General features: G+C 70.4%; 23 protein-coding genes, 1 tRNA gene and 1 pseudogene. 5 read left to right on the top strand and 20 right to left on the bottom strand.

The features are described from left to right. Positions 1-180: 180 nt before the first annotated feature. The 3 genes and pseudogenes from K3769_RS22135 to K3769_RS22125 form a co-directional block, all read right to left on the bottom strand. Positions 181-388: pseudogene (locus K3769_RS22135) on the bottom strand (PLP-dependent aminotransferase family protein); the annotation flags it as partial. A 117-nt stretch (positions 389-505) separates the two neighbouring features. After that, complete coding sequence (locus K3769_RS22130; protein WP_267028108.1) at positions 506-1993, bottom strand: aminopeptidase P family protein; 1488 nt, start codon at positions 1991-1993, stop codon at positions 506-508. 134 nt (positions 1994-2127) lie between these two features. Next, entirely contained in the window at positions 2128-3639 is a 1512-nt protein-coding gene (locus K3769_RS22125) for a PP2C family protein-serine/threonine phosphatase (RefSeq protein WP_267028107.1), read from the bottom strand. Between the two features lie 473 nt (positions 3640-4112). Here K3769_RS22125 and K3769_RS22120 point away from each other — a divergent pair, with 473 nt between their 5' ends. Next, positions 4113-4778 (top strand): bifunctional DNA primase/polymerase, encoded by a 666-nt coding sequence (locus tag K3769_RS22120; protein WP_267028106.1) that lies wholly within the window; start codon positions 4113-4115, stop codon positions 4776-4778. Between the two features lie 179 nt (positions 4779-4957). Then, positions 4958-5626: a hypothetical protein gene (locus K3769_RS22115; RefSeq protein WP_267028105.1), complete on the top strand. Its 669-nt coding sequence runs from the start codon at positions 4958-4960 to the stop codon at positions 5624-5626. Between the two features lie 243 nt (positions 5627-5869). Here K3769_RS22115 and K3769_RS22110 read toward each other — a convergent pair whose 3' ends face one another. The 3 genes from K3769_RS22110 to K3769_RS22100 all read right to left on the bottom strand — a co-directional run bounded on the left by K3769_RS22110 (position 5870) and on the right by K3769_RS22100 (position 8732). Then, positions 5870-6859 carry a DUF5926 family protein gene (locus tag K3769_RS22110; protein WP_267028104.1) on the bottom strand — a complete coding sequence of 330 codons (990 nt, stop codon included), beginning with the start codon at positions 6857-6859 and terminating at the stop codon, positions 5870-5872. A gap of 275 nt (positions 6860-7134) precedes the next feature. Next, the gene (locus K3769_RS22105; RefSeq protein WP_267028103.1) at positions 7135-7782 is read right to left on the bottom strand and encodes an ATP-binding protein; all 648 of its coding nucleotides are present in this window, start codon (positions 7780-7782) and stop codon (positions 7135-7137) included. 137 nt (positions 7783-7919) lie between these two features. After that, positions 7920-8732 (bottom strand): glycerophosphodiester phosphodiesterase, encoded by an 813-nt coding sequence (locus K3769_RS22100; protein WP_267028102.1) that lies wholly within the window; start codon positions 8730-8732, stop codon positions 7920-7922. Between the two features lie 358 nt (positions 8733-9090). Here K3769_RS22100 and K3769_RS22095 point away from each other — a divergent pair, with 358 nt between their 5' ends. Together K3769_RS22095 and K3769_RS22090 are read left to right on the top strand one after the other, a co-directional pair. Beyond that, complete coding sequence (locus K3769_RS22095; RefSeq protein ID WP_267028101.1) at positions 9091-10692, top strand: S1C family serine protease; 1602 nt, start codon at positions 9091-9093, stop codon at positions 10690-10692. Between the two features lie 41 nt (positions 10693-10733). After that, positions 10734-10820, top strand: a tRNA-Ser gene (locus K3769_RS22090). A gap of 144 nt (positions 10821-10964) precedes the next feature. Here K3769_RS22090 and K3769_RS22085 read toward each other — a convergent pair. The 14 genes from K3769_RS22085 to K3769_RS22020 form a co-directional block, all read right to left on the bottom strand. Beyond that, complete coding sequence (locus tag K3769_RS22085) at positions 10965-12374, bottom strand: tyrosine-type recombinase/integrase (protein WP_267028100.1); 1410 nt, start codon at positions 12372-12374, stop codon at positions 10965-10967. A 62-nt stretch (positions 12375-12436) separates the two neighbouring features. Then, positions 12437-12625 carry a helix-turn-helix transcriptional regulator gene (locus tag K3769_RS22080; RefSeq protein WP_267031493.1) on the bottom strand — a complete coding sequence of 63 codons (189 nt, stop codon included), beginning with the start codon at positions 12623-12625 and terminating at the stop codon, positions 12437-12439. A 158-nt stretch (positions 12626-12783) separates the two neighbouring features. Then, positions 12784-14037: a DUF3631 domain-containing protein gene (locus tag K3769_RS22075; protein ID WP_267028099.1), complete on the bottom strand. Its 1254-nt coding sequence runs from the start codon at positions 14035-14037 to the stop codon at positions 12784-12786. 346 nt (positions 14038-14383) lie between these two features. Next, complete coding sequence (locus tag K3769_RS22070; RefSeq protein ID WP_267028098.1) at positions 14384-15304, bottom strand: bifunctional DNA primase/polymerase; 921 nt, start codon at positions 15302-15304, stop codon at positions 14384-14386. Between the two features lie 89 nt (positions 15305-15393). Further along, entirely contained in the window at positions 15394-15705 is a 312-nt protein-coding gene (locus tag K3769_RS22065) for a hypothetical protein (RefSeq protein ID WP_267028097.1), read from the bottom strand. Between the two features lie 170 nt (positions 15706-15875). Beyond that, a complete protein-coding gene (gene traB, locus K3769_RS22060) occupies positions 15876-17930 on the bottom strand; it encodes a plasmid transfer protein TraB (protein WP_267028096.1) in 2055 nt (684 codons plus the stop codon). Positions 17931-17945: 15 nt separating this feature from the next. Next, a complete protein-coding gene (gene traA / locus K3769_RS22055) occupies positions 17946-18542 on the bottom strand; it encodes a plasmid transfer protein TraA (protein WP_267028095.1) in 597 nt (198 codons plus the stop codon). 26 nt (positions 18543-18568) lie between these two features. Further along, on the bottom strand, positions 18569-18949 hold the full coding sequence (locus K3769_RS22050) for a ParB N-terminal domain-containing protein (protein ID WP_267028094.1): 381 nt from the start codon (positions 18947-18949) through the stop codon (positions 18569-18571). Positions 18950-18963: 14 nt separating this feature from the next. After that, complete coding sequence (locus K3769_RS22045) at positions 18964-19467, bottom strand: hypothetical protein (RefSeq protein WP_267028093.1); 504 nt, start codon at positions 19465-19467, stop codon at positions 18964-18966. A gap of 29 nt (positions 19468-19496) precedes the next feature. Continuing rightward, positions 19497-19880 carry an RRQRL motif-containing zinc-binding protein gene (locus K3769_RS22040; RefSeq protein ID WP_267028092.1) on the bottom strand — a complete coding sequence of 128 codons (384 nt, stop codon included), beginning with the start codon at positions 19878-19880 and terminating at the stop codon, positions 19497-19499. A 17-nt stretch (positions 19881-19897) separates the two neighbouring features. Next, on the bottom strand, positions 19898-20767 hold the full coding sequence (locus tag K3769_RS22035) for a DUF2637 domain-containing protein (protein ID WP_267028091.1): 870 nt from the start codon (positions 20765-20767) through the stop codon (positions 19898-19900). After that, complete coding sequence (locus K3769_RS22030) at positions 20764-21093, bottom strand: hypothetical protein (RefSeq protein ID WP_267028090.1); 330 nt, start codon at positions 21091-21093, stop codon at positions 20764-20766. Before K3769_RS22030 ends, K3769_RS22035 begins: the two co-directional genes overlap by 4 nt. Then, positions 21090-21257, bottom strand: a complete 168-nt coding sequence (locus K3769_RS22025) for a DUF8839 family protein (RefSeq protein ID WP_267028089.1) — start codon at positions 21255-21257, stop codon at positions 21090-21092. The genes K3769_RS22030 and K3769_RS22025 overlap by 4 nt, the downstream gene beginning before the upstream one ends. Further along, positions 21254-21517: a DUF6284 family protein gene (locus tag K3769_RS22020; protein ID WP_267028088.1), complete on the bottom strand. Its 264-nt coding sequence runs from the start codon at positions 21515-21517 to the stop codon at positions 21254-21256. Before K3769_RS22020 ends, K3769_RS22025 begins: the two co-directional genes overlap by 4 nt. Positions 21518-21968: 451 nt before the next feature. Here K3769_RS22020 and K3769_RS22015 point away from each other — a divergent pair, with 451 nt between their 5' ends. Then, positions 21969-22730 (top strand): GntR family transcriptional regulator, encoded by a 762-nt coding sequence (locus K3769_RS22015; protein WP_267028087.1) that lies wholly within the window; start codon positions 21969-21971, stop codon positions 22728-22730. Positions 22731-22746: the final 16 nt, after the last annotated feature.

Raw genomic sequence — 22746 nt, 5'->3', positions numbered from 1 at the left:
GAGGAGCCGGCCCGGCGTCCCCCAGCCCACGAGCAGCGCCGTCAGCACCAGCGGGCCCAGCGTCCGCGCCACTGTCACCCCCGTGTGGATGGTCTCCGTGCTGTTCGTGCTCAACACCGGTGCGGTGATGCTGTTCCAGGGGCGGACGGCCTGCGGGCACGGCGTCGGCCACGCGCGCTGCAGCTTGGCGTCGGCGACCGCGTCGACGAGGTGCGGCGGCAGCACATCCGGCCGAGCCGCGGCGGCGCGGGCCCGAGCGTCTTGGACGCCGTCCTCAGCTACGCCACCTGCCCGGGGCCATCCCCTGGAGGGCTCCCACGGGCTGCCGGTCGTAACGGAACTTCCCGTCGTAGTCGTCCTCGACGATCACCCCTTCACGCGCGCGTGCCGACGCCTGAGGGGCCGTGGCAGGCCACAGCGCACCCGCGGACGAAAACGGCCGGTCACCGTTCGGTGCCCGGCCGTTCACGTCACTTCATGTCACTGTCGGTCAGTCGACCGCGGGTCAGGCCGTGAGCGCGGCCATCCACGCCTCGACCTCGTCGGACCTGCGAGGCAGCCCCGCCGACAGGTTCCGGTTGCCGTCCTCCGTGACGAGGATGTCGTCCTCGATCCGGACACCGATGCCCCGGTACTCCTCCGGCACGGTCAGGTCGTCCGCCTGGAAGTACAGCCCCGGCTCCACGGTCAGGCACATGCCCGGCTCCAGCGTGGCGTCCACGTACGTCTCCGTCCGCGCGACCGCGCAGTCGTGGACGTCCATGCCGAGCATGTGACCGGTGCCGTGCAGCGTCCAGCGTCGCTGCAGTCCCAGCTCCAGGACCCGCTCGACCGGGCCCTCGACGAGCCCCCACTCGACGAGCTTCTCGGCCAGCACACGCTGGGCGGCGTCGTGGAAGTCCCGGTACTTGGCACCCGGCTGCACGGCCGCGATGCCGGCCTCCTGGGCCTCGTACACGGCGTCGTAGATCTTCTTCTGGATCTCCGAGTACGTTCCGTTGACGGGCAGCGTGCGCGTCACGTCGGCCGTGTACAGGGTGTGCGTCTCCACGCCCGCGTCCAGCAGGAGCAGGTCCCCGGAGCGCACCGGGCCGTCGTTGCGCACCCAGTGCAGCGTGCACGCGTGCGGTCCGGCCGCGCAGATCGAGCCGTAGCCGATGTCGTTGCCCTCGACCCGCGCGCGCAGGAAGAACGTGCCCTCGATGTAGCGCTCGCTGGTCGCCTCGGCGCGGTCCAGGACCCGTACGACGTCCTCGAAGCCCCGGACGGTCGAGTCGACCGCCTTCTGCAGCTCGCCGGCCTCGAACTCGTCCTTGACCAGCCGGGCCTCGGAGAGGAAGACCCGCAGTTCGGTGTCGCGCTCGGCGGTGACCTTGTCGGTGAGCGCCGCCTCGATCCCGGCGTCGTAACCGCGTACGACCCGGACGGGCCCGGTCGCCTCGCGCAGCTTCTCGGGAAGTTCGCGGACGTCGGAGGCGGGGATGTCGTACAGCTGTTCGGCCTCGGCCAGGGAGTGGCGGCGGCCGACCCAGAGCTCGCCCTGGCCGGAGAGCCAGAACTCGCCGTTCTCGCGGTCGGAGCGCGGCAGCAGATAGATCGTGGCCTTGTGGCCGTCCGCGGACGGCTCCAGCACGAGGACGCCGTCCTCGGTGAGGTTGCCGGTCAGGTACGCGTACTCGACCGAGGCACGGAAGGGGTACTCCGTGTCGTTCGAACGGGTCTTCAGGTTCCCGGCGGGGACGACCAGGCGCTCGCCCGGGAAGCGCGCGGAGAGGGCGGCGCGGCGGGCCGCCGTGTGCGCGGCCTGGGCGATCGGCTCCAGGCCGTGCAGTTCCGTGTCGGCCCACCCGGACTTCATGCTCTCGGCCAGCTCGTCGGACACGCCCGGATACAGGCCGTTCTTGCGCTGCTTGATGGGCTCTTCTTCATCCGCCTGGTCGGCGGCATCTTCAAGCACGGCTTCCGGGGTCTCCGGAATGAGCGCCTCCGACACGATCTGCCTCCTCGATACGACTCTGGACGCCTACCATCGTACGGTCGTACGGAAGAGCGCCCAGGGCCGGAAGACCCGTCGGCGCGCGGGCCGCACAGGGCCCGCGCCGGCTCCCCGGAGGAGGGGCGTGCGGCTCACTCGAAGCGGGCCGCCAGAAGCACCACGTCCTCGTCGCTGTCGGCGTCGTCGAGGCCGTCCGGCAGCATGGTCCGCAGGACGTGGTCGGCGACGGCTCCCGGGTCCGCCCGCAGCGCCCTGGGCACGCTCGCGGCGGACGCGTGCAGCCGCGCGAAGGCCCGGTCCATGGGATCGCCGGTCCGGTGCAGCAGCCCGTCCGTGTAGAGCAGAACCGTCTCTCCCGCCTCCGCCCGGAACTCCACACTGGGCGCCTCCCAGCAGGCGAGCATGCCCAGGGGCGCCGAGAGCGAGGTCTCCACGTACTCGGTGCGCCGCTCGCCGATCACCAGCGGCGGGCTGTGGCCGGCCCCGGCCAGCGTGATCTTGCGCAGCGCCGGCTCGCAGTAGGCGAACAGGGCGGTGGCGGAGCGGGCCGGTTCGGTGAGCCGCAGCAGCAGTTCGAGGTCGGACAGGACGGCGACCGGATCCTCGCCCTCCATCACCGCGTACGCCCGCAGGGAGGCCCGCAGCCGGCCCATGGCGGCGACGGCGCTGGGGCCCGACCCGGTGACGGACCCGACCGCGAGGCCGAGCGCGGCGTCGGGCAGCGGCAGCGCGTCGTACCAGTCGCCGCCGCCGCGCGGCCCCGTGCGGTGCCGGGCGGCGAGCTGGACCCCGGAGACCCGGGGCAGCCGGGAGGGGAGCAGCTCCTCGGAGATGGTCGTGATGCACGCGCGCGTGCGCTCCAGTTCCACCAGGCGGGCCAGGTGCTCGGCCGCGTACGCCGTGTAGAGGCCGACCAGATGGCGCTGCCGCTCGACCGGCTCGGCCGGCTCGTCGTAGAGCCACACGGCCGCGCCCAGCCGGCCCGCCGCGTCCGTGGACAGCGGCAGCGCGTAGCTCGCGGCATAGCCGAGCCGGGCGGCCACCTCGCGGTGCCGTGGGTCGAGCCCGTCCTCGGAGAGCAGGTCGGGCTGGGCGATCTCGCCCTCGCCCCCGGGGAGCCCGTCGAGGATCCTGCCGTACGACATGCAGCTGCGCGGGACGGTCTCGATGTGCCCGAGATCCGCCCGGGCGAGGCCCAGGCCGATCGTGGTGTCCGGGCCGAGGCCGTCGCCCGGTTCCAGCACCACGAGGCCGCGCCGGGCGCCCACGAGGGCGGCTCCGGCGCGCAGCAGTTCCTGGAGGGCGTCCGCCAGGGAACCGGTCCGTGCCAGTCGCTCCGTCAGCTCGTGCAGGGTGGTGAGGTCGGACACCCAGCCTGCGAGTCTGTCCTGGAGGACGGCGCCCGGGGCGTGTGGGGACGGGGCCGCTGGGGAACCCGTGGTGGCACGTGTCGGCGCGACAGTGTGTGCGGGTGAGGGAACCGTTGAATCGATTCCGGCCACTTTCGGAAGGTGAGGGGCGTTCATGGTGTCCGGCTTTCCGACCGGTGCGTATTGCTCGATAGCATCGCAAACCCCCATGTGATTCTGCGCCGCTGGCAGTGTCTCCACATGTACACGCACTCGTGAGGGGATGTCCAGCATTGTCCTGCTGGGATTCGTGGTGTCCGTGGGACCGCTGCGGAAAGGTAAAGTTGGCTTAAAACTGACTCTAGTCACGGTGTATTGCGGTCGACTGGCCTAGCTCCACAGAGCGTCACAACGGTCGTGATGGGTACGTACTCGGTGAAGGCCAGGTGTGGTGGGGATCCTCACAGAACCCTCCCGGAACCTGGCGACGGACCCGGGCGTCTTAACCACCGACGACTGTGCCCCATCCTCCCGTGGCGGAGGCGGCGAGATCTACGCGGGACTGCAAACGCCAGGCGCCGCCACCCCACGCCATGCCCGTGCTTTAGCCAGACGCAGTATGGACGCGGACGCAACCAACGCTCGGCCCGGAGGGGTTCCCCTTGTCTCTGACGAGGGTGTGAAGCGCCAGCAGGTACGCACAGCGAAGTGATCGACACATGGTGTGATGTGGCTCCTCGGCGTTCAACGGAAAGGAACGAGCGCACATGCGCGAGATCCTCGGAAGGCGACGCAGGCTCCTGTCCAGGCGAAACGCTGGGAGGCCTGAGATGCTCAGCGCGGCCCTGACCTTCGCGACCCAATGGCAGTGGCCCGTACTCCCGGGTGTGGCCCCGGACCCGCAGGGGCGGGCCCGATGCGGGTGCCCGGACCCGGAGTGCACGGTGCCAGGTGCCCACCCCTTCGACCCCGGCCTGCTCGCGGCCACCACCGACGAGCGCATGGCGCGCTGGTGGTGGACGAACCGGCCGACAGCCCCGATCATCCTCGCCACCGGAGGAAAGGCGCCGTGCGCGGTGAGCCTGCCGGCTCCGGCCGCGGCCTGGGCGCTGGCCGCCCTCGACCTCAAGGAAATGCGCCTCGGCCCCGTGATCGCGTCCCCGACGCGCTGGGCGCTGCTCGTGAAGCCGTACTCCCTGGAGCAGCTGGGTGAGCTGCTCTACGCCAAGGACTTCGTGCCCGGCTCGCTGCGTTTCCACGGCGAGGGCGGTTACGTGGCCCTGCCGCCGTCCGAGACCGGGCAGGGCGGGATCCGCTGGGAGCGGGCTCCGCTGCCGGGTTCGGCCGCTCCCTGGGTGCCCGACGTCGAGGCCGTGGTGGACGCGGTGGTGGAGGCTCTCACTCGTACGGGTGTGAGCGCCCCCGAGTTGTAGGGGACTCGGGCGCGCGGCGAACCGCGCGCCCGCCCTCGCTCGTTATCGTCCCCTTTATGCTGCGTCACTCCGGGGGACGACCCCTGGACTCCCTGTACTCACCGCCTCCACCCCTCTCACCGCACGCCCCTCGCTCCATGGGCCCCGACCGGCCGGGTTCCCGGAGGGTCCGGCTGGCGATGTTGACGGTCATCGTCGTTCTCACGGTCGCCCTGCCGCTGGCGGTGGCTTCCGCGGGGCCGGTGGGCGGCGAGTCGCCCGCGTCTTCCTCCGCGTCCTCCTCCGCCTCCTCGGTCTCGTCCGGGCGCGCGTCCGCACGGCCGGTGGGCGACGACGGCCGCGATGCGCGTGGGCGTGATGCCGACGGCCGTGATGCTGCCCGCCGTGATGCCGGAGGCACTGGCGTCGGAGGCCCTGGCGTCGGCGGTGAGGTGGCTGCGGCCGAGCGGCGTCCCCCGGCTTCCGAACGCTCCCTGACGCTCGGTGTGGGACTCGCCACCGCCGCGCGCTGCGGACCCGAACTCGCCTCCCCCGACGGCGTCGAGGCGCAGACGTGCGTGCTGACGCAGGGTCGCGAGACCTGGGCGCGTACCTACTACCGCAACGCGACCGGGGATGCCCTCACGTCCGTACTGACTCTCCTGGCGCCCGGCGGCCGCACTGTGCTGATGCACTGCGCGGTGGGCGCGGACGATGAGCCGGGGGTGTGCGAGACACCGCGGGAGCGGACGGCGGGCGACGCTTCGGCGTACGCGGCGATCGCTGAGTACGCCGGATCCGCGGAGGGTGCCGGCGGGCCGCTGCTGTTGCGCTCGGGGAGCAACTCGCCTGTACAGAAAGCGCGTTGAGAACTTCGCCGAGGGCGGTCCCTGGTCCGGACATGAAAAGACCCGGTTGCTGGCGACGGGGGATGCACCAGCAACCGGGCTATTGGAACGGTAACAAGAGATCGGCGGTTCGCAAATTCGATCTCGGCTATTCAGACACGGATTCGCTTGTCACGACCGGGAGTTGTGACAGGAGTCACCCGCTTTGCGCACCTGTCGCCCGGCTGATCGGTCGGTCGGCCGGGGCCGGGTGTCCGCCGGGTGTCAGCTGAGGGTGACCTGGCGATTGGTGAGGCCGCCGCGTGCCCGTCGCTCGTCCGCGGTGAGCGGTGCGTCCGTGGCCAGCGCCGCGGCGAGCCGCTCGGCGAACTCGGACGCGGGCTTCTCGATGTCCTCGGCCGAAACGCCCGTCGGCAGGTCCCAGACCGGGACGGTGAGGCCGTGGGCACGGAAGGAACCGACCAGTCGGGTGCCCTCCCCGAGGCTCGACCGGCCCTCCGCGTGCAGCCGCGCGAGTGCGTCCAGAAGCTGCTCCTCGGGGTGCGGCATGACCCAGCGCAGGTGGTTCTTGTCGGGGGTCTCGCACCAGTACGCGGCGTCCACACCGGCGAGCTTCACCGTCGGGATGGCGGCGGCGTTGGCGCGCTCCAGGGAGGCGGTCACCTCCGTGGCGGCGTTCTGTGCGTCCGGAACCCAGAATTCGAAGCCGGCGTGCACAACTGGCTCGAACGCGCCTTCGGGGTCGAGGAGATCCTGCAGGCGCACTCCGTCGCTCGGGGCGCGGCGGCCCTGCACCGGAGTGCCCGGCTCCGCGGTGAGTGCGCGCTGGAGCGTGTCGGCCAGGTCGCGGCTGATGTCGCCGGACGCCGTGTCGTTCTGCAGACCGATGAGGACCGAGCCGTCCTCGCGGCGCAGGGCCGGCCATGCCATCGGCAGCACCGTCGCGAGGGTGACCGACGGGACGCCCTCCGGGAGGGCCTCCTTCAGGTGCAGCTCGACGGTCGCCGCGGGCACCAGCTCGCGCAGCGCGATCCAGTCGCCCTCGCTCGGCAGGCCCTCGAACGGCCGGTGGACCAGCTCGGTCACGGCGTGCGCGGCGGCGCGTCCGTGACACGCCTTGTAGCGACGGCCGCTGCCGCAGGGGCAGGGCTCGCGTGCTCCGACAACCGGGACGTGTCCGTCTGCGCCGGCGGCGCGGGCCCCATCCTGGCGCTGCGGCTGCTTGGCCTTGGTCTGGGGTCGCTTCTTGGCCATCGTGGATGTCTCCCGGTTACGGCTCGACTCGTACGGGCGCGAGCCTAGCCGTTCGTACGAGGGCCGACGGGACCCTGTGGACAACGTGCCGGGTCGTATGCGCGGCGGCGGTTCGGTTCGTCCCGGAACCGGCGCTTCCGTCTGCTTGGACCCGGGAGTCCCCCTGCTACCCGCGCGGCCGACCCGACCTGCCCGGTCGCCCGGGTGGCCGGTACGGCTCAAGCTGCCGACTCGGCCCTAGTGGTCGGCACGGCCTAACCAGCCCAGCCGGCCGGTCAGTCCAGGCCGTCGAAGGTGTCCCCGAAGTCCAGCTCGGACATCGCGGACACGGTGGAGGCCGCGGACACCGCCGGTGCCGTGACCCGCGCGCTGAAGTCGTTGCGCCGACGTACGGCACAGGCGCCTTTGTGTACGACCACCCACACCGTGACCTCGCCCCGGGCGTCGTCCCGGACGCCCCAGTCGTCGGCCAGCGCCGTGATGATGTTCAGCCCACGGCCGCCGTGCGCGGTGACCGAGGGGGTGGCCGGAACCGGACGCGTCGGTCCGCCGCCGTCCGTCACCTCGACGGTGAGTCTGCCGGTCGGTTCGACACGCCACGCGGCCCGGACGTCGCCGTCCCCGGCCAGGGCTTCACCCAGTGGCCTGCCGTGACGGCAGGCGTTGCTCAGTAGTTCGGAAAGGATCAGTACGGCGTCGTCGATGACCGTTTCCGCCACACCCCCGGTGCGTAGTTGATCCCGCATCCGGTGTCTTGCTTCTCCCACGCCCGCAGGGCCATGGGGTACGGCCATGCTCGACGACGCGGGCACCTCTTGTGCCACCATCAACGCCACCCCCGAGACCTCCTTTGCCCCACGCCACGGTGTGAATGCCCTTCTGGGATGGGCCGGAAACCGGCCAGTGCGCGTGCGGTGACGCACTCGCAACGATCGAACACGGAACGAGTGCGCCGGAGCACTCCCTGTAATCGACCGGCCGGAAATCGACCATATGGCCGAGATGCGGCCCCTGGTGGGCGGAACGTGTGGGGCCTGTGGGGATCGGGAGGGGAGTGGTTTCAGCGGCCCAGCTGGCGCAGCACCGCGCGCGGGCGGTTGGTGATGATGGCGTCGACGCCGAGTCCGAGGCAGAGGTCGACGTCCTCGGCGTCGTTCACCGTCCACACGTGCACCTGGTGGCCGGCCCGCTTCAGCCGCTCGATGTACGCCGGGTGACTGCGCACGATCCGCATCGAGGGACCGGCGATCCGGACCCCCGGGGGCAGCCGCCCGTCGCGCAGCCGGGGTGAGACGAACTGCAGCAGATAGACCGTCGGCATCATCGGGGACGCGGCGCGGACGCGCTGCAGGGAGCGCGCCGAGAAGCTCATGACGCGTACCGGCGACTCGGCGGGCGAGGACGGCGCGTCCAGGGCGAAGCGCTTCAGGAGGACCAGCAGCCGCTCCTCGACCTGGCCGGCCCAGCGGGTGGGGTGTTTCGTCTCGATGGCGAGCCGTACGGGACGGCCGGCGTCGGCCACGAGTTCGAGCAGGCGCTCCAGTGTGAGGACGGACTGCTGTTCCCAGGAGGGGGGCCGCTGCTGCTCCCAGTCGGGTGCCTCGTCGCGGTTCTTCCAGGAGCCGAAGTCCAGGGCGGCGAGATCCGCGAGCTCCAGGGCGGAGACGGCTCCGCGACCGTTGGAGGTGCGGTTGACGCGGCGGTCGTGGACGCAGACGAGATGCCCGTCCGCGGTCAGCCGTACATCGCATTCCAGGGCGTCGGCCCCGTCCTCGATCGCTTTCTCGTACGCGGCCAGGGTGTGCTCGGGGGCCTCTTCGGAGGCCCCGCGGTGGGCGACGACCTGGGTCGGGTGCTGTCGTGCGTGGGTCACCGCGTCATGGTGCCATCGCTGGTGGGTACGCGTGGGACCGGCGGCTGAACTGGTGACCGGATCGGCGGCGGGGTGGCGGCCGGATCGGCAGCGGGGTGGCGGCGGGGTCGGCAGCGCGGGCGGTGCAGTGTTTTTGTCAGACCTGTCCTATATAAATGAAGATCTCCAAGTCACAGGTGCCGCTTATGGCGCCCTGACGTCCCGTGGGAAAAGCTGACGGCATACAAAAGCACATGCACAGCTGAATCGTGCCGGTTCCTGAGCGTGCGTGGTGGAGTTCCGAACACGTGCGACCGAACGCGACCGTACGCGACCGGAAACGAACTTACTGAACAGCCGTGGATCGAGAGGAAGAGCTGTGAGCACCGAGAACGAGGGCACTGCGGTACCCCCGGCCCCGTCTGCACCTCCCGTGCCGGTGGATACTCCCGCTGCTTCCGTGCCCCCGGAGCAGTCGGCAGCGCCCGGAGCGGGTCCCGCGGGCCCCCATGAGGGCATGAACCGGCCCCAGGGGCCGGGCTCCTCCCCGGGAGACGCGCCGACGGCCACGTTGCCCCCGACGCCTCCCGGGGCGCCCCAGGGTGCCGTTCCGGCTCCGGAAGGAGGCGCCTGGCCGCCCCCTCCGCCGACGACACCGGCGTACGCGAACGAGGCGCACTCCGGCCCGTACGCGGGAGCGGGCGAAGGCGGCTCCGGCCCGTACGGAGGCGCGGGCACGGGCGGTCCGGGTCCCTACGGAGGCGGGGGCGAAGGCGGTTCGGGCCCCTACGGAGGCGGCGGCGAAAGCAGCTCCGGGGACGTCTGGGGCTCCTCGTACCAGCAGCCCGCCCCCAAGGCGAAGTCCGGCGGACGCGGCGGCCTGGTCGCCGCGGTCCTGGTGGCGGCGCTGATCGCGGGCGGCGTGGGCGGTGGTATCGGTTACTGGGCGGCGGACCGCAACGACGACTCCTCCGGCTCGACGACGGTCTCCTCGTCCGAGAGCGGCGGCGACCTCAAACGCGACGCGGGCACGGTCGCGAACGTGGCCGCCACCGCGTTGCCGAGCACGGTCACCATCGAGGCCGAGGGCAGCAACGGCGAGGGCGGCACGGGCACCGGCTTCGTCTTCGACAAGCAGGGCCACATCCTCACCAACAACCACGTGGTCGCCGAGGCGGTCGAGAGCGGCAAGCTGTCGGCCACCTTCTCGAACGGCAAGAAGTACGACGCCGAGGTGGTCGGCCACGCCCAGGGTTACGACGTCGCGGTCATCAAACTCAAGAAGGCGCCGGACAACCTCAAGCCGCTGCCGCTCGGCAACTCGGACAAGATCGCGGTCGGCGACTCGACCATCGCGATCGGCGCTCCGTTCGGGCTCTCCAACACGGTGACCACGGGCATCATCAGCGCGAAGAACCGCCCGGTCGCCTCCAGCGACGGCAGCTCCAGCAGCAAGGCCTCGTACATGAGCGCCCTGCAGACCGACGCCTCGATCAACCCGGGCAACTCCGGTGGCCCGCTCCTGGACGCCAAGGGCTCGGTGATCGGCATCAACTCCGCGATCCAGTCCACCGGCGGCGGCCTGGGCGGCACGAGCCAGTCCGGCTCCATCGGCCTGGGCTTCGCGATCCCGATCAACCAGGCGAAGAACGTCGCCCAGCAGCTCATCAGGACGGGCAAGCCCGTCTACCCGGTCATCGGTGCCTCCGTCTCCCTGGAGGAGGGCACGGGCGCGAAGATCACCGAACAGGGCGCCGGCAACTCCGACGCGATCACACCGAACGGCCCCGCCGCCAAGGCCGGTCTCAAGCCCGGCGACGTCATCACCAAGCTCGACGACCGGGTGATCGACAGCGGCCCCACCCTCATCGGGGAGATCTGGACCCACCAGCCCGGCGACACCGTCAAGCTCACCTACACGCGCGACGGCAAGCAGCGGACGGCCGAAGTGACCCTGGGCCAGCGCGAAGGCGACAGCTGACCGGTTAGTCTTGTCCCCGCGCCGATCTCTCAGCGGCGCGGGGTGGGTTGCCCGAGCGGCCTAAGGGAACGGTCTTGAAAACCGTCGTCGCAGCGATGTGACCGTGGGTTCAAATCCCACACCCACCGCGCAGGTCAGATGTTGTGCAGGTCAGAAGGGGTGCCCCTCTCCGGAGGGGCACCCCTTCTGTGTTCAGCCTGTCTCACCCTGACTCGCCTCTGTCCCACATCTGACCAGTGCGTATGGGCCATCTGTGGGCCAGAGTGGGCCCGCTACCCGCCCTTGTTCAGCTCCTCCGTGATGAGCTGGTTGGAGCGCGACTGCTCGCCCCGCAGGATCTTGGCGTAGAAGCGGAACAGCACGGCGATGCTGTGGCCGGCACGGCGGGCGACTTCCACGGGGTCCACCCCCGACTTGATCCACAGGGACACTCCGGCGTGACGGAGCGAGTACGGGACGCGAGCGAGAGGCGTTGCCGCGTCCGCCTCTGAGAGCACCGCGGCCCGAGCCGCCTCCCACAGACTGCAGTACTCGTTCGACCCGACCCGACCACCCTTCGCCGCACGGAACAGACGACCGTCAGGGGCCGTCCCGTAGGCCGCGATGTGGTCCCGCAGCATCCGTACGAGGAGCGGGGGGATCGGTACGGACCGTGTCGCCCCACGGGCCCGACGCTTGAGGCCGCGCGCCTCATAGGCCGCGCCGTCATCCGTCCAGCCACCCCCGACTTCGGGGCGACTCTCCCCCAACAGCAGCTCGCCCCACTGCTCCGCAGCGTCCTCGGTGTCCGGAGGCAGCGTGCAGTCTGAGGCCTTGAGCGAGGCGATTTCGGAGGGGCGCATCGCGGCGTAGTACAGGCACCCGAAGAACGCTTCGAGGTGCTGTCCGCGCGTCCCGGAGTCCCGCACGGCGGTGATGAACGAACGGGCCATCGTCGGACCGGGCACGTACCGGAAATCGATCTCGTCGTCCGTCTCCGGTGGTGTCCAGTCCACACGCAGGAGCGGGTTGGCGGACAGCAGTCCTTTCTCCTCCACTGTGTACCGAAGGAAGTTGCTCAGCACCATGCGCTTCCGGCGAGCGGTGTTCTCAGCGGCTTTCTTGCCGTCCATGCGGCGCGACAGCGCTTCGAGGGCGGGGCGCAGGAGCGCGGGATCTTCGAGGGCCTTGACCTGCATCGAATGCTTGGAAATCCAGGAGAGGGCCGATCGGATCTCTTGCGGGGGCTCTTCGACGGCATGCCGGGCGGTCAACCGACCGTCCGGCCCCGGCGCCGCGCGAAAGGCCCACTGATAGAGCGCTGCTCGCAGGATCTTGGAATCCGGGGCGCCCCGGGTGGTCGTGACCAGTGTCGGAGTGACGACCGCGAGTGCTTCGGCGATGCTGGCACGGTGCTTGGCCGCCGCGCGCGTCCACTTCATGAGCACGTACGCGGTGGCGTGGTCGTACCAGGTCGGCGAGGTACGTACGGCCAACTCGCGCGCCGGTACGCCCGTGTCCTCGTCGAACTGCTCGCGCTCCCGAAGCGCGGTCATCAGCTCGGAGCGGCGACCGTCCGCCTGTGGCTTGAGCTTGAAGCTCTTGGAGTGCGGTTGTGAACCGACTCGCCAGCGCAGTTCGTAGGGCTTCGGACGTCCTGCTCGCTTGCGGATGGACCAGATGTCGACGTCGTACGTGAGCATTTCTCTCCCATGAGGAGAGGGGCCCACCAGATCGGCGGGCCCCTCGGTTGGTTGCTGGAGAACTACGCAGCGTTTTCCTCACACCGCGCCCACCACGTGTCCAGGTCGGAACGGCGCACGCGGAGCTGCCCGTTCGGGAGTTTCTGGAGGCGGGGAGCATGTCCACGGGCGCGCATGCGGTAGAAGGCGGCGCGGCTCATCTCGATCTCTTCGAGCACTTCGCGGAGCTTGAGCATCTTGGTGCCGGCCAAGGTGGGACTCCTTCTGTCTTCTTCCTTCTGGGGAATCCGCAACATCCGCCACGCCGCAACATTGCTGGTCAGCGGCTTGTATCTGTGGCGGATGCCGTTTTTGTTGCGGATAGATGCCGCCACGCGAGGCACGTGGCGGCATCGGTTGTTGTGGCTGGTCAGCTCGCGATGCGGAGTTGGCGTGTGTCGGTTTCCGCGGGCATGTGGCGGCTCTCGGAAGGGGTATCCGCCACAGATTCACCCCCGTTGACCTGCGATGTTGCGGACGTTGCGGATGTTGCGGACTTCTCAGGGGAAGGGGGGCAGTAGCGCGCCCACGCATCGCTGAGGTCTTCCGCGTAGTAGCCCTTGGGGGTACCGCTGCCCACCCGGATGCCGCGGGGTTTGATGGGGGTGTTGTCGGGGCGCACGTAGTGGCTCAGGAGCCGGGACAGACCGCGCGCGGTGAGGGGCTTGACGTTCTGCCCGTCCTCGCTCATGTCGGCCCACGGGGCGTCATCGAGGGAGAGGAGCACTTCGAGGATCGCGGCAGTCGGCATGCGGTCGGAGCCGCAGTACACCTTGTCGCGCAGGTCCGTCAGCAGCCGCACCCCCAAGGACGCCTCACCGCCCTGCGCCGCGGCCTTGATGAGTGCCACGCAGGCGGCACGGGCCCGCTCAGGCCAGTCACCACCGGCCGCGTCCGCCACCGCCAGCAGCGGCTCCCACACGTCGGCCGGCCGGTCGGAGACACCCTCGGGCATCTCCGGCCACGCGTCCGCGATCTGGTCCTCAATGGTGGCGGTCCACTCTGCGAGCCGGTCCCGCAGGATGTGGCCCTGCTTCTCGTGGACGCGGCGCCGGTAGGGCTCGCACGTCTCGTTGGGCGCCTTCTTGCGCATGCGGATGATGACGGACCTGGTCAGGATCGTGTCCGGCAGCGATCCGAGCCCCGCCATGGCGACCGCACAGAACGAGTCGAACCAGCCTGCTTTCTGGTCGGAGCCTTCTCCGACGCAGCGCAGGGACTTGGCTCCGCGCCGGTAGCCGGAGTTGAGGAACCCGCGGACCTCTTCGTTCCCGCCGGCCTTGGGCCCGAACACGGTGTCGATCTCGTCGAACAGCAGCGTTGGCGTTCCCGCGTCGGCCGCTACCAGCCGGAACAGCGCGTTGGCGGACGCGTTGACCGTGGTCGCGGAGCGCGGAGTGAGCGTTTCGATGATCTCCAGTGCCCGTGACTTCCCCGATCCCGGTTCGGGGCTCAAGAAAGCGATGCGAGCGGTGCCGTCGAGTGCCTCGATCAGGTGCGCGTGCGCGTCCCACAGGGCCACGGCGGTGTAGGCGTGCTCGGTGGGGAAGACGTTGAAGCGTCGGTGGAAGGCTTCCACCTCGTCGAGCAGTACGGCGCCGTCGATGGGGTCGGGTGCGGTCATGCGGCGGCCCTACCTTCCTGGGGGGTACGGAGCGGGCAGGCGTCTCGGTGGTCAGCGTGATCGGTGATCAGTGCGAGCACCTTGGCGTGGCCCACCGCGCTGCGGTCCCTGCCGCACAGGCATTTCGAGGTGGCGGTAGGGACTGCGCCTAGTGGCGCGACGATGGACAGCCACGCCACGGGGTACCGGCCGTCGCCCCGGTGCGGATCAGGGCCAAGAGCAGTGCGGACGCCTTCGGCGGCGATCTTCGGCGCGCTAGGGCCGGTTGCAGGTGCGGCCGGTTCGGCGGGGCTGGGCCCGGTGGGGGTGCCCACGATGCTTTTCAAGAGGGGGGTGGGGTGGCGGGTCATGCGGCTGTCCTGGGGCGGCAGGTGCGGATGGACCAGTCCAGTGCGCTGCGGATCGTGGTCCGGCACTCGGCCGCGGGGAGTCCGACCGCCTCTCCCTCCCCTTGAAAAGCGTCTTCGACCACGTGACGGGGGATGTCGCCCCATGCGACGAAGCGGCCCATGGCGCGTGCGCTCTCCAGCAAGCGGACGTTACGGGCGCCCTCCGGCGCCTGCCGCACGTTCCTGCGTGCCCAGATCAGGGCTGCGTCTGCACCCCGCCCCGTGCGCGCCGGTACCGGCGCCAGCGCGGGCCGGGGTGTGGTGGACGGGTGCGGCGGGATGAGCAGCGCCAACAACCCCGAGGGCAGGGGGTTGAGGAGCGCGGGGCCCTCGACCTCGTACGTCCGGCCGTCGACGGTGCTGCCGGCTGCGACGACGTAGCCGCCCCATGCGCGGCTGTCGACCAGTGGGGCGAGGGTCCCGGCGGTGTTGTGCAGGCGTACGGCGGCGGGGGCGGTGAAGTACAGGTGACTGCCACCGCTCGCGGTCCGGATCGTGCGGGTGCGGGGCACGGGCTGCTCGGTGCGCTCGCAGAGCGCCTTAAAGGTCGCCGTGCCGTCAGGCGCGTCCGCACTGCTGTTGCCGTTGTCCTGGCTTTTGGGCTTGTCCAGGTCGATGACGACCAGGCCGGCGGGGCCGGTGGCGATGCCGACGTTGAACGGCGCCTGCGACCAGGCCGCGCGGATGCGGTCGGGGTCGGTGGTGGCGCGCTGCTCCCACTTGCGGTGACTGTTCGCGCAGGGGCCGGTGCGGGTGCAGGCGGCTTCGCGGTGCAGTGCGGGCCGCTTGGTGCCGGGTCGGAGTGGGAAGACGGGCCAGCCGCGCTCAGCGGCGCTCAGGGCTGCGGACAGCAGCCCGGTTCGGGGGTCATGGGTCATGCTGGAGACCTCCAACAGGTCTGTTGTGGGCTGGTTGGGCCGGGGCGACTGCGAATCTTTGGCGAGAGGTGCGGTCGCCCCGGGCGTAGCTAGAGGTGCTTGCCGCGGGTGAGCCGGAGGGTGATCCCTCCGATGCCGATGGGTCCGGCGGCGCCGGCGATGACGGTCGCGGTGTGGGCGGCGGCATCGAGCAGCGCGCACAGCGCGACGACCAGACCCCAGCCCCCGAGTGCGGCGGCCCCGGCGATGGCGAGCGAGGCCAGGATCCGGCGCCACGGGAGGCCGCTCGGGTCGGTGGCGTGGACGACAATGACGACCGGTGCGCCGGTCGCTTCGGCGCGGCGGTAGGCATCGGCGGGGATGTGCGGGGCGATGATCCCCGGCGGGTCGTAGCGAGCCATAGAGGGCTCCCTCGGGTGAGGCGCGCGCCCGTGCCCACGGGGGCGCGGGTGCGCGTGCGGGTGAGGTGTCAGACAGGTGTCACAGGGGCGTCAGAGGCGGCTGTCAGGGAGCGTGACACCTGCGCCTGCCTAGGGGTTTGGGTGTCAGGGGGGCGTGACGGTGTCAGGTGTCAGGCGGCTGTCAGGACGGGGACGATGCGCCACCGGCCGGTGGTGTTCGTCGCCTCCAGCCGGCCGTCCATGGCCGCTTCCTTGAGCCGTGCGGACACCCACGGGCGGGAGAGCCGGTTGCGGTCGCACCAGTCGGTGAAGTCCTTGGGGCCCACGATCATGCGGCCCTCTTCCTCGAACTCCTCCAGCGCGCGGGCGAACAGCTCCCGCGCTTCCTCCGGGGACGGCTTGCGGCCGGTCTCCTGCCCGAAGATCGGGGCATCGTCGCCGGCTTCCGCCTCGGGAAGGTCGGCTTCCGGGTCGATGTCGACGTCCTCGGCATCGACGTGCCTGCTGCCGTACTCCATGTCGTCCTCCCCCTGCACGACGCTGAGCCGACCCCCACCCACAGCACCCTCCGCGCGGGTGTCGGCGGTGCGGGTACGGCCGGTGTAGGCGTTGCCGGCGACGCTCGCGGCGGCCCCGGCGGTGACCGGGTCCGCGGTCGCGCCGTAGCGCAATGCCCACGCGGCGAGCTGTTCCATGACCGGGATGGCGCGGGAGGTGAAGGCGCGGGTGCGGCCCGGGGAGGCGTAGCGCTCCTCGTCGATGCCGGGGGTAACGAGGTAGCAGTAGCCGGGGCGCCGGTTCGACCAGGCTCCGGGGTGGGCGCCGGCGTCGATGACCGACTCGGGCAGGCTGAATCCTTCGTCGCGCGGGTCGCAGCCGAGCGCGATCACGGACGGCAGGGATGCGCGGGTGCTCGTGCTCATCTGGTCGTAGGAGGGGCGCTGCAACGAGACGATCAGGGAGATTCCCGCACTGCGGGCTTCCTGAGCGATCCCGGTGAACGCGTCGTCCCCGAGCGCGCGCAGGGTGTTGGCTGCTTCTTCCATCCACGCGACCAGGAACGGCATCCCCTCACACCCGCACGCCCGCCCGTCGGTGCGGCACGAGTGCTCCGCATCGTTCTGCGGCTGTGCGCAGGCGGGTGTCCACTGCCGGTAGCGGTGCGCACCCAGCCACCGCGTCCGCGCCGGAATCGTGGCCTGGAGTGCTTCGACCATGACCTCGGTGGGGGTGCCGCCCTCAACGGCCCAGTCGATGCCGTCCAGCAGCGGCCGGAAGTCCTGGAAGGCTTTGGGGTCCGACAGCCACAGGATCACGTCCGTGCGGGACAGGATCTCGGTCTGCAGGTTCAGGGCGGTGTCACCCTTGCCGGATCCGGAGCCGCCGGCCAGCAGGACGTGCGTGCTGTTGCGCTTGGCCTCAGGGTCGCCCGGCAGGTACAGGTACATGGGGGCGCCGTCGTCGTAGCGGCCGATGACCAGCGGATCGGCGATCGAGCCGCCCACGTTCGACGGACCCTCCCACTCCACCACCTCAGCCAGCATGTCCTCCGGCACGATGACCAGGTCCCCACGCCGCTCCGAGCCGGGGTCGGGCCGGTAGCGCACCGCAGTGCGCGGCAGATCCAGGGCGGACGCGAGCCGGTTCAGGCTCTTGGTCACGTCGTCGTGCGTCTGCTCACCGGGATCCAGGGCGAGGGGCGCGGTGACCCGGTTGGGCTCCACCTTCGCCGCACCCACCTGCGCCCGCGCCAAACCCACCTTGGCCAGCAGCCCTTTGTCGGAGCCTTCGCCGGCGGGGTCGGCGTTGCGGCGCAGCACCATCCGCACGTTCCAGGACAGGGCCACGACCGGCCCGCCCATCAGATACAGGTCACCGATCGGCCCCGCGGTGGGACCGGCCAGGCACGCGGCCGTCAGCCACCCCGAGCCCGCAGCCACCGTGATGGCCGAGTGCAGGCGGCGCTGCTGGCTGGTCGACTTCCCCGCCCACCACGTCGCGCCGGTGAGCGCGACGGAGGCGAGGGTGAGGCCGACACCGGCGGCGGCGGACTCGCCCCACCGGGCGTTACCCAGGAAGCCGGCCAGGCCGGTCCCGGCGACCCCCAGCCACGGGGGAAGGTGCGGCTTGGCACGGTGCAGCAGGTAGCGGCCGACCCCACCGCCATCGGATCCGCCCTGCAACTGCACCTCGTGCAGCTCATCAACGTTGCGCTCAACCACCATCGTCGTTTCCCCTTCCTACTGCTGGGCCCAGTTCATGACCGGCTGCTGTGGCTTGCGGGCGCGGTGGCGAACCCGGTTGATCTCTTCCTCGTACTGCTGCTGGAACGTCGAGTAGCAGGAGGCCGCGTTCTTGGCCGCGTCGCGCAGGGCGTCCGCGGAGCGCTGCATCTTCCGTGCCACCTTCGCCGCGCGGATCCGGGAGCCGAACGCACGCCCCTCCGGGTCCGGCACCGACGTGAGCACGCCTTTCAAGATCTCGGCGCCCATGGCCACCTCGATCGAGAGCGTCACGGCAGCGGCCCGCAGGGTGTTGCAGTAGTTCCGTACCTGCGCCGGAGAGGTGAACTCCGGGGCGGGCAGCAGGCTTTCGGCGTGCGAGCGGCCACCACCGCGGCGGGCGCCGTTCTTGTTGTTGTTCACGGTGACGTTGATCGGCGGGACGATCGAGCCGCCCAGCGCGCCCATGAACCCGCCGGCGGCGGCGCCCGCGTTGGCGAACTTGTTGCCCTTGTCGCCGGCCCCGCCGTTGACGTTCACGCGCGGCCGTGCCGCGGACTGTGCCTGCCGGTAACGCCGGTTGTTGGCGCGGTTGGCTGATCCGTTGTCTGCCATATCGGCTTTTCCTCCAGGTCAGACGGTTACAGGCCGAGAAGGTGGTAGGGGAACGGGTCACGTGACGGCTTGGGCTGACCCAGTCCGAACAGCGTGTTGTCGATGTAGCGCCACACGAACGGGAAGCGTTTAATGCCCAGCTCCATCAGCGCGATGGCCCGGTGGTGCCCGTCGCCCACGTACACCCAGCCGGTGTCACGGCTGACGTCCAGCAGAAGCGGGAACTCCGGCACGCCGTGCTGGGCGATCTGGGCCTTGTGCCGGTCGACGATCTGGCGGCGCTTGCCGCGGGTGAATGCGCTGCGGCACTGGCTCCACCTGGGGTATTCCTTGGCGCGGATCTGCTCATCGTTCAGCAGTTCCGTCCGCAGCCGGCCGCGGTAGGCACCGCCGGGCGCTCCGGTCATGAACGCCTCCCGGGTCAGCGGGTGCGGCGGACGATGAGCCACGCGCACTGAGCGGTGATGAGCATCAGCAGCCACCACAGCTCCAGCGCGCCGGCCAGCGGGCCGAACGCGGCGGACAGCGCGAGCCAGGCCAGCGCGGACGACGCGAACGCCGCCGTGCCGACCCGCCACCCGAGGACCGTTCCGGTGCCGGGGCGGCGGCGCTGCATCAGCAGCAGCCACACCAGCGGGCCGGCCGGGGCGGGGGCGAGGACCAGCCCCGACCACCAGGCCATGACATGCAGCAGCGCGGCCACAACCAGCGCCAGCACCGCCAGACCGGTCGGGGCCAACGCGCGACGGAAGCGCCACAACAGGCCCCCGAGGGCGGACAGTGCCTCGCGGGTGAGGGAGGGGCGTTCGGGCACGACGACCACGAACGGCTGAGAGGAACGGAGCCCGCGCTGGCGCGGGATACGGACAGTGGTGGCCCCGGCGGTCGTCTTCACGGCACGGCGGGGGCGGGTACGGCTGGACACAGCGAAACTCCCAGATGAGTGAGGGATGTTCAGGCGGCGCGCTGTTCGTCGTCGGGGTACGCGCAGGGCACGCACATGCCGAGTGAGGTGGGGATGACGTAGCCGGCATCCGAGCGGCACTGCGGGCAGGTGCGGCGTGCGGTGTTCGCCTTGGCCAGCGCCGCCCACCTGCCCGGCGTCATCGGCCGAACCGGTTTGGCCTGGTCGAGCCGGTAGAGGTAGGCGACCAGCGGGCCACGCCGATAGCGCGGACGCAGCACCTGCCCGGCGACCGGCTGACCACCGGGACGCAGGCCACGGGCCCGCAGTTGGCGAAAGGTGGCGTAGCCGTCCGGAGCCATCCGCCACGGGAAGGTGGGGATCCCGTGGCGGGCGCCGTCGGGGTCGAAGCACTTCACGAACGAGTACGACATGAGCCCGGTCCTTCCGCTCAGCCGGTGAGCGCGGTCGGGAGGTCGGCCAGGTGCGGCTCACGAGTCTTGACCCGTCCGCGTGCGGTGCGGGCCGTCGACTCCGACGCCCCCAATCCCGCTGCGGCCATCGCCTGCGTCATCCGCGCCGTGCTCGGCTGGGTGAAATCCATCCCGTACAGAGCGCGCACCAACTGATCGACCCGGTTCGGGTAGACCACCGGGGCGCACAGGTCGACGGGCGTCGACGCGGTGTCGACGGGGACCGGATCCGGGATGACGGGCGTCGACGTGTCCACGGCCGTCGCCGGCACGGCCACAGCCGCGGACACCGGATCCAGCACCGGAACCACGGGCGCGGGTGGCGCGGCCGACTCGCGGTCGACGCGCACGGTGACGGGCGTCGAGGGTGTTTCGACGCCCGTCGACGCTCGGCGGGCGAGGTAGGCGTGCACCTGCCGCATCAACGCACCGAACGCCAGCAGCGCGGCCACCGGAGGAACCGCGGCCACCACATAGTTCAGGACGTCGGCATCCTGCCCGACACCGGCCACGTTCAACGCGATCGAGGCCCCGTCACCTGCGGTGACCAGGCCGATCGCCCACCAGTCGACCCGGTGAGCCAGCGAGGCACGCAAGATCAAAAGCTCCCCGATCACGATGAACAGATCCACCGTGGCTGGCCACGCCCACGAACGGGCGACCGCATCAGCCATGCCGTGACGGGCGGCTACTTCCTGCAAGTGCTCGTAGGAGAGCCAGAACGCCACGGCCGTCAAAAGCACAGTGAGCACGGCCGCGAGAGCGGTGATCGCGTGATCCACCGCGGCGGGCGCCGACGCGGTTTCGACGGGCGTCGACGATGCGTCGACGCGGGCCGCGGCACTCATGCCGCACCCCCGACCGGCACCGGGGCGACGACATCCGCGTAACCCGTCAGACGTACCGTGGCGCCTGCGTGGTCGACGTCCGCACGCAGGACTCCCGTCCGTCCGTCGTTCTGCTCGCGGTAGGTCACCACGTCCGGGACGATCCCCAGCGCTTCCCGCCACATCTCGAAGCCGGGGAAGTCGTCGTAGAACGACAGCTCCAACCGCTCCGGGTAGATGGTCGACACGTGCACGGTCGGAGCCGGCAGGTGCCCGAAGTCCACAGCCAGCAGACGCAGCGTGCGCAACGGCGCGGCCACATCGTCCAGCGTCAGGATCCCGCTCATGCCGCACCCGCCTTGGACACGACAAGGAACCGGTCCGTACGCAGGTCCATGACGACCGTGGCGCTCTCGCCCTGCTCCCGCAGTACGGCGGCCCGCTCCTCAGCCGGCCAGCTCCCGCGCGGGTGACCGGCGGGGAAGCTGTCGAGAACCTTGCGCTCACTCATGCCCCGACACCCGCGATCGTGATCGAGCCGTTGGCCAGCTCACGACGCGCGGCCAGGACCCGGCGGTGCGCCCGACGGATCCGCCGCGCGTCCAGCTCGCTCGGGGTGCGGTTAAGGGTGGTGATCTGCGCGTCCAGCAACTCGACACCGGCCAGGATGACCGGCATCTCCCGCTCGATCGCGTCCAGCTCCGCGGCCGTCGGCTCGCGGTCGAAAAGGTCGGCGGTAACAACCGCCTGAACAGCACCGATGTACCTCATGGGTCATGTCTCCCTAGTCAGTGGAACGGCCCGAAACAGCGGCCCCGGTGTTCGAGCACCGGGGCCGCGCGCCGTTGAAGTCGGATGCCCGGCTCCCCTCAGCGCTGCTCGTACGAGACGAGCAGCGGAGGCAACCGGCCCGCAGCCGCTGAGCTGCGGAAAGGTCAGTCGCGCTGTACCGCACACGGGGACGGAACCCGCGCACGCCGCCCTCTTATTTGCAGAGGTGGGACGGACTACCTCAGGCACACTGTTCAGTTTTCAAGTAACGACCGGCATGGGGCCCGCCAAGGAACGGCAAGCACTCCCATCCGACATAAAGATGGACTCGGAAGTGTTGGTGGTGTTGTACCAACAACTTTGATGCCCTGAGTCTCACCCCAAGCGGCTGGGATCGTCAAGCCAAAGCGCGTATGTTGTTGGAACAAGTCAGCCAAACGAAGGGGATGCGGTGAGGGAGCAGCGGCCGAGGTACCACCGGATCGCGGATGACCTGCGCGGACAGATCGAGCGAGGAGAGCTTGAGCCGGGCGGGCAGCTTCCGACCGAGTTCGAGTTGGTCGAGCAGTACGAAGCGAGCCGCAACACGGTCCGGCTTGCGCTCCGACGCCTCACTGAAGAGGGGCTCGTCATCGCTGGTCAGGGACGCGGAAGCTTCGTGCGGCGCAGCCTGAAACCAGCGGTTTGGGACTGGTCGGTGCTGGAGTCGCGCACCCGTCACACGTCGGACGAGCAGGGCGACCAGTGGGCCAGCATTGTGGCCGAAAGCGGGCGCCAGCCGCGGCAAGAAGTGCGCGTATCAATCCGGCGCCCTCCGACTGAGGTGGCAGAACGCCTAGGGCTGGACCCCGAGAAGGATCTGACCGTTGTACGAGAAAGGATCCGGATCGTCGACCAGGACCCATACGCCCTGGCGGACTCCTACTTTCCCGAAGAGCTGGTGCGAGGCACACCCCTGATGCTCCCGGAGGACGTCTCGGCACCCGGCGGTGTTCTCGCCAGCGTCGGGCTGGTTCAGGCCCGATACCGAGACGAGATCACGGTGCGCATGCCGACGCGCGCAGAGGTCGAAAGGCTTTCTCTGCCCGCTGCGACTCCGGTTGCTGTCCATATGCGTACGGGCTACGACGAAAATAGTCGGCCCCTACGAGTAATGATCACGATCCTTCCGGGAGACCGGCATGTCATCAGGTACGACGTATCAGCCGAGTAAAGACGTCTCCCAGGAG

It is taken from the genome of Streptomyces ortus, from assembly GCF_026341275.1.
Classification (GTDB): Bacteria; Actinomycetota; Actinomycetes; order Streptomycetales; family Streptomycetaceae; genus Streptomyces; species Streptomyces ortus.
The sequence above is the reverse complement of the archived record's forward strand: the minus strand, read 5'-3'. Positions and strand labels throughout refer to the sequence as shown.